This is a genomic window from Candidatus Igneacidithiobacillus taiwanensis (assembly GCF_031962545.1).
Classification (GTDB): domain Bacteria; phylum Pseudomonadota; class Gammaproteobacteria; order Acidithiobacillales; family Acidithiobacillaceae; genus Igneacidithiobacillus; species Igneacidithiobacillus taiwanensis.
Window position 1 is genome coordinate 1 of record NZ_JAVRKK010000123.1, and the last position, 6,296, is coordinate 6,296.

The following is a 6,296-nucleotide window of genomic DNA, read 5'->3' on the forward strand; positions in this document are numbered from 1 at the left end:
ATACCCCCTGCGTGGTAAAAATAGCCAGCTTATCCGGGGGAATTGCTCCTTCATAGAGCGAGATACGAGAAAGATTTTCCATATCGAAAAGGAATAAACTGCCCGGCCCGGGACTGAGGCCAAAGAGGGGCAAGCCCTCCACAGTGCCGATGGCGCCGTGGGGATTGCTTTCCCCGCGGATGCGGATCCCTTTGGTCCCACCAACGAGGTTGCCCAGACCATAGGCGTCGGGATTTTGGGCAACCACCGATGGTAGCGTGGTTACGGCCAAGTACGGATTGACCTGACCGGCCCCGCCGAGGGTAGGCAAGGACTCCCGGGTGATCGCATAGCCCGTAGCGGGTCCAGAAAGAAGAGAGACCGGTCCAGAGGCAACCGATGCGGGGGCCTGTACGGTAATGGTACCCAGCGTGGATACCGTTTGGCCCTCCGCCGCCGCGCAGGCATGGGCAGAAAACGCGCTGATTATGGTTATATATAAAGAAAGTCGTAACGAATCCTTGGACGACATGACGTATATCCTATTGCCGTAGTTGATGGGCGATGGTGCGGAAGGGGATGCGCACCGGTGGGGCTACGGTGCTGCGGCGGTTGATCATGCGGATGGAAAGGGCCTCAATCCACTGCCAGTATTCCTCGGCCACTTCCAGGGGAAAGGCAACCTTGCGTAGGGCTTCTACATAGAGATCCAGCCAGAGTTCGCGATCCCTTTCCCGGATGGTGAAGGGAAAATGCCGTACGCGCAGGTGCGGATGACCCCGCTTTTGGGTATAGAGTTTCGGTCCGCCGCAGGCCTCTGCATGGAAATCTGCTGTCAATTCCACCGCCTTCCAAAAGTGTTTTTCGTCGTTGCCGAAAATGGGTTGCAAGGGGCTATGCCAGAGGAGGCGATGGTGCTCGACAACCAATTCCCTGATTTTTTCCACCCCCGCCACCAGGGCGACCCGCCGCGTGGGGAAGACGACCTCCGGGAAGCAGAGATCGGGATAGGCCGGAACCACAATAGCCTTTTCTCCACCGAAACTGGAGATATCAAATGCGGTCGCATTGGTTCTGCCCATGGCAGGATTTTCCGTTTCCGTCCCTGCGTTCCCCAAGACCTCACTCTGGTGCTGACTACAATTTTGCTGTCGCATGTCCACGGACCGCCTCCTTTGCTGGTTTGCGTTCAAAACAATATAGTTGCTCAGATATAGCGGTACCCAAAAAAGGCCTCCCACAGACCCCTTGGCTGCACCTGACGCTATTCAATATATTTGACCAAATATATCACATCAAGAACAGCACGTTCCTGCGCGGCCCTAGCCCCTATTTATCGCCAACGGCCCTCTTCCATCCAGGGCTTACGTATGAAAACTTTGGAGGATCCGCATACAGCCATATATTTGTTTTGTTAGCACTTTTTATAGCCATGCGGCTGCGCGCTATCCATGATCTACACACGAAAAACAGGTTCCTCGACATTTTAGGTGGGTAGCCTCAGATTTAGCTTACCCAAGACCAGATATGCCATGTTGACGAAGTTCTTGGTAGTGCGATAGCCCCGGGCTTTGGCCTTGACGGCCTGGATCAGGCTGTTGAACCCTTCCCATATGCCGTTGGAGATCTGGCTCTCTAACCACCGTAACACCCGCCGAAGTCATGGCGCAGCAGGTCAGAGAGTTATATGCGGGTGTTGCACTTCAAACTTGAAACCGCCCAGTAACAACCGGAGATAATGCCTTGCCGGTTTGGTATAGCGTGAAAGCTGGCGAGATCCGGCTCTTCCAGAGTGTCTGGGTGCTTTTTAGTGGCCGGAGATTCTCTCAGCATTCTCCACTTGCTTGCTGGCTCCATCCACGCGGTGGCGCACATTTATCGATGGTTTCCTGCAAACCAGGAAACCGCCTAATATATGCTGTAAGGGCCACATGGTTGGCCGAATGAGGGGTAAGCCCTCACCAGGGATGAGGAGCGCCCAGAATGAATCCCGTTCTATCTTCTATTATCTCCGAGTTTGAGACGTCAGAGCAGGAAACTAGCTATACCGCGTGGCTGCGTACAAAGGTCGCGTCGAGCTTGGCTGATAAGCGACCCTGTATTCCGCATGACGAGGTGATGGCCGAAATGGACGCAATCATAGCGGAAGCCGAAACATCTGCTCAGAGGAAACTCTGAGTTGCTACCCATTGTCTGGCGGGCCTCAGCCCGTGATGACCTAGCGAATATCATTCGCTACATCGCTAGAGAGAATCCATCAGCGGCGCGGCGCATGAAACGCCTGCTGGAAGAATCTGTCTTGCCCGCTGCCGAACATCCCTATCTATATCGTCAGAGTGAACGAATTCCCGGCTTGCGCGAGATCATTGCCCATCCGAACTATATCGTTTTCTATCGTGTTACAGCCACCAGCGTTGAGATTGTGAGCGTGGTGCATGCCCGCCGTGAGTTTCCAGGTTCAATCCAAAATGAATAGCATCACCGATTTGTCTCATAACTGCCCATTACTAGCAGGCGGAGAACCCAGCAAAAGCAGGCCATCCGTCCAGCCGTTGACCAGAACCATAAGACAGAATAGTGCAAAAGGTCTTGTATTTGACATGCGAGCAAACTTGAAGCCACCATTTATAGTGCATACCGAAGAATTCGGTACTAGAGGCAGTAGCCAACCACATAACAAATAAACATTGGAATAATCGTGATTTTTCGAGGCACCTCTATGAGGTGCGTAAAGATTATTTACTAAAGGAGGTTTTGTGCGCAAGATCAATTTCATATTGCTGTCCTCCGTTGTGCTGGCGTTAGCCGGTTGTAAAAGCTCTAACTCTGTGGTTGAAAGCAGTGCAGCCCCTTTCCTGAAAATTGGTCAGGACTATTGCATACACTATTCGAATGGACTGGCCGCAACCGCTAGCGACGTCCGTGTTCTGGGTGTTTCAGGGGACTTTGTGCGGATCGGATCCATCCATCCGAAGACAAAGAGTGCTGATCACCAGAAGGAGTTTTGGGTTAATGAAAGATTAATTAGCGGTATATCCACAGGGCCATGCAAGATTAGTTGAGTTCTCAAGAAAACATTATCGCCGGTAAGGAGAATATCATGAGTCTGTATAAATACAAAAAATTAATTTCAGCGCTGTCGGGATTAACTTTTTTATTTTCCTCTTCAGCCTTTGCCATGCTTGGGAATGGTCCAAGATTATTCACCGGAGATAATTATTTCTTGGCAATTAGTAACGGAGTTGTATGGAAAATAAAAAATGACGGAGAGGCTTTTAGATCAGATATTACCAGCCTTATTAATCAGGCTGTGTACGGAAACGGATTCTGGTTAGCTGATCACGCGGGCAGCTTCCACAAATCTGTGGATGGAATTAATTGGACTAAATTAAGAACCAATTCCAATGAAGCCGGATTTTGGCCAGAAACTCTTTTTTTCTCAAATGGGAAATTTTACGGAACATATCTTACTAATTACGTTTGCACAAGTACTGGTGGGGTAAACTGGAAGTGCACTGATAACCCGTGGTCATCCTACACAAAGCACAACATGGCAAATCATCCAATATATTATTGTGATGGCACTTTCTACAAATTTGGAGAATACAGTATTTCATCACCTTCCGGCAGCAAAAGCGTGACACTTCTTTTAACATCTTCCAACGAGAGCAACCTTGAAAAACACGTGCTAAACATCGCAGGATATGGCAGCAGCACTTGTATTGGCAATAAAATAATATTCTACAACTGGTCAAGAAAGAAATACTACAGTTATAACGTGCAAAGAAGCTCTATATTAAGTGGAAATTTTCCGACAAAGCCTACCAACGGTATCTTGCCGGCAGAATATGATGGTAAGATAATTCTGGACTTTGTTGGAAAATATATACTAGTTAATGGTAAAAAAGTAAAAAAACCATTACTTGATCAGATAGCTGCCGATAATGACGCATTACTTGGTTACGAATCTGTCCCTGGTTACCATCAAAATAAACTATACATAAGCAATGATGGATATACTTGGAGCTTAGTTAAATGATACAAAAGATACGGTTTTGAAGTACATAATCCTGTAGTCCACCCAACCATCATTGATTGGAAACGTCCGCCGAGACCCTCCCGGCCAATGTTTTCGGGCAGGACTCGGAGGTTGTTGGAAAGACCCGCAAAAAGATGGGTTGTTGGAAAAACCGATAGGGGAACAGCGAGGAGAGGATGGTATTGTCGTAACCACTTTGCACTGGCGCAATAATGAGAAACCCTTTTTTTAGTTTACAGGAGGCACCCGCCCGTCGTTCTCACTTCGGCGGGTATGGGGTGCCACTGCATTTTCGTTTCTTTCCACGTTCTCGGCCGTAGTTCGGCTTTGCCTGGTGCCACCGGGGCGGAGTTTTACTAGCCACCCTTTGTCGGGTGCTTCCCCTGTGGGCACCTCGATTAACCCCTAAAAACTTCGGCAACTGGATCATCAAAGCGCCAGACGGACCCAAAATGGCTATTGTGAGCCGAGTTTTCCCTCTATTTTGGGCTTTTTACCCGATTTCCTGACATGCAGGCAGACTACGCCCCCAAAAACGCCAAACGGCGCATGTTGTAGACGATGATCATCATGCCCATGGCGAAGGTGGCACGCGCCTGTCCTATGGTGCGAATACGCTTGCCACCCCACTGGGCGATGGCAGCAAAGACATGCTCCACCCGCGCCCGAATCCGGGCAATGCGGCGGTTGCGCCGTTCCTGGCAGGCAGAGAGGGGTTTTCCTTGCTTTGCTTTCCGTTGGATCTGGGGACGATATCCCTGCTCCTGTAGCCGCTCCTCTCGCTCTGCACCGACATAGCCTTTGTCGGCGTAGATCTCGGCGCTGGTGTTCCAGTCATCCAGTACGGCTTCCAGGTGCTGGGAGTCATGGACTTTGGCTGTGTCGGCCACCCAATTCCGGATCAGCTTGTGCTTGCGGTCTACGCTCACTGTGAACTTGTAACCGTGGTAAGACTTCCCGTGTTTCTTGGTCCAGCTGGCATCGACATCCTTCTGCCAGCGCTTGGCTGGTTTCCAGTCGGCAGGAACCGCATGCTGCTCAAGTATTTCTTTGTCCTCTTTGGTGAAATGCTGTTTGGGGGCAGGAACCAGAGTGGCGTCGATGATTTGCCCCGCTCGGGCTTCGAGTCCGTGGGCTTGAATCTGCCGATCCAATGCCACAAAGAGCGCTTGTACTCCCTCGACGCCCAGACGGTTCTCAAAATTCCAAATGGTGGTGCGATCAGGAATATTCCGGGAATGTTCCAAACCACAAAAACGTCGGAAGCTACGCCGATCCAGCAGTTGAAACTCGGCCTGCTCGTCGGAAAGGGCATGCAGGCGCTTGAGCACCAGTATCCGAACCATCACTTCAGTGGGATAGGGAGGCCGCCCACCTTTTGACTGCTCTGGGCGCGGGGCAATTCTCTCCACCGCTTCGGCCAAGGCGGAGAAATCGACAACTGCCTCGATTTTCTGGAGGGGATCGCCCATAGCTTCTACTTTCTGGATATAGCCCTCATCAGCCAAGAGATCGTTCTTCACCGCCGTTCTGCGCGCAATCATTCCACTATCCCCACTGCCATCCAGCTACGCTCTATTCTATCAAAAGCCCAGTACCAATGGGGTTTTTCGAGGTGCCCCTGTGTACACCATCTCCGCTGCCGCTGATTTGTCCCCTCCATCGGCTGGGGTCTCTGGGTGTATAAGCTTGCTGTACGCATCGTTGCGCTCTTGCAATTAGATTACCATAAAAATTCTGCATTTCGCCCTTTCTTCGGAAACAAAAAAGAGGTGGGCCAACTAGAGCCTCATACCTTTCTTCCGATTTTCACAAACAATGGCTTTCTTGCCATTTGCAAAAGATGTTTTTTCTTTTAGTCATAGATAAAGGAGAGATGGTTATTTTTTATGGTAAAATGTCCACAGTAAAAGTAAGCAGAAAAAGAGGAATACGCGATGAGCACAGGAATCGCAACCGACATCCATCTGAGCATGGCCAGTACCAGAATCATCGGCCAGGATGCCGCAATTCGCCAGATTGAGCGAGCCATCCGCCGAGTCACGTCCGGCTTGGCGCGGCGCAAGAATAAACCGCTAGCGTCTTTTCTTTTTACCGGACCATCCGGTGTTGGGAAAACAGAATCCGCCAAGGCCATTGCCGAACTGGTCTATGGGGACATTCGCAGAATAGTCCGCTTCAACGCCAATGAAGTAAGTGGAGAGGGAAGCCAATGGCGAGCCTTCGGCCCGCCGCCAGGCTATATGGGCAGCGACACCGGCGGGCAGATCACCCAGGG

Annotated in this window: 6 protein-coding genes and 2 pseudogenes; 4 read left to right on the top strand and 4 right to left on the bottom strand. The window is 50.6% G+C overall.

Annotated features, from left to right (window positions below; translation table 11 throughout):
- From RTI30_RS11660 to RTI30_RS11670, 3 genes and pseudogenes are all read right to left on the bottom strand, one after another.
- Window positions 1–511, bottom strand: a pseudogene (locus tag RTI30_RS11660) (TonB-dependent receptor); the annotation flags it as partial.
- Window positions 512–521: 10 nt separating this feature from the next.
- Complete coding sequence (locus RTI30_RS11665; protein WP_312283819.1) at window positions 522–1,136, bottom strand: globin; 615 nt, start codon at window positions 1,134–1,136, stop codon at window positions 522–524.
- 329 nt (window positions 1,137–1,465) lie between these two features.
- Window positions 1,466–1,630: pseudogene (locus RTI30_RS11670) on the bottom strand (transposase); the annotation flags it as partial.
- Window positions 1,631–1,962: 332 nt separating this feature from the next.
- On the opposite strand from RTI30_RS11670, the gene RTI30_RS14330 reads away from it, so the two are divergent.
- The 3 genes from RTI30_RS14330 (at window position 1,963) to RTI30_RS11680 (ending at window position 4,018) form a co-directional block, all read left to right on the top strand.
- Window positions 1,963–2,157, top strand: coding sequence for an antitoxin (locus RTI30_RS14330; RefSeq protein WP_409449704.1), 195 nt, complete (start codon window positions 1,963–1,965; stop codon window positions 2,155–2,157).
- A gap of 1 nt (window position 2,158) precedes the next feature.
- Window positions 2,159–2,455, top strand: coding sequence for a type II toxin-antitoxin system RelE/ParE family toxin (locus tag RTI30_RS11675; protein ID WP_312283816.1), 297 nt, complete (start codon window positions 2,159–2,161; stop codon window positions 2,453–2,455).
- 624 nt (window positions 2,456–3,079) lie between these two features.
- Window positions 3,080–4,018, top strand: coding sequence for a hypothetical protein (locus RTI30_RS11680; RefSeq protein WP_312283817.1), 939 nt, complete (start codon window positions 3,080–3,082; stop codon window positions 4,016–4,018).
- 521 nt (window positions 4,019–4,539) lie between these two features.
- Here RTI30_RS11680 and RTI30_RS11685 read toward each other — a convergent pair.
- Entirely contained in the window at window positions 4,540–5,559 is a 1,020-nt protein-coding gene (locus tag RTI30_RS11685) for an IS5 family transposase (protein ID WP_312283820.1), read from the bottom strand.
- Between the two features lie 396 nt (window positions 5,560–5,955).
- Between RTI30_RS11685 and RTI30_RS11690 the strand changes: the two genes are divergently transcribed.
- On the top strand, window positions 5,956–6,296 hold a 341-nt coding region (locus RTI30_RS11690; RefSeq protein WP_312283818.1), incomplete at its 3' end, for an AAA family ATPase.